The organism is Ochrobactrum sp. SFR4 (genome assembly GCF_019730395.1).
Lineage (GTDB): Bacteria > Pseudomonadota > Alphaproteobacteria > Rhizobiales > Rhizobiaceae > Pseudochrobactrum.
The window spans coordinates 1-250 of the sequence record NZ_JAAPBB010001097.1; the positions used below are offsets into that span (position 1 = coordinate 1).

Sequence of the window (250 nt, forward strand, 5' to 3'; positions counted from 1 at the left end):
CGGGCAGCCGGTCTTATTCAGCCTGGCAGTCTGGTCAATTATATTTATAAAATCGCTTTGCCTGATACAGCGCAGACCGGCGCACAAGATACGCGGCTTGCGGCACTGGAAAGTGCAGCCGAAAAGAACTTCCCCGAAGCTGGCTGGAATATCCGTAACCGTAGCAATGCTGCACCGGCTTTATCGGCCAATATTGAGCGGTTTTCGCAATTTCTCACCCTTGTCGGGCTGACATCGCTGATTATCGGTG

General features: G+C 52.4%; 1 protein-coding gene. It reads left to right on the forward strand.

The window, feature by feature from the left end:
• The coding region (locus HBA93_RS22430; RefSeq protein ID WP_221724710.1) for a hypothetical protein at window positions 1–250 on the forward strand (250 nt) is incomplete at both ends.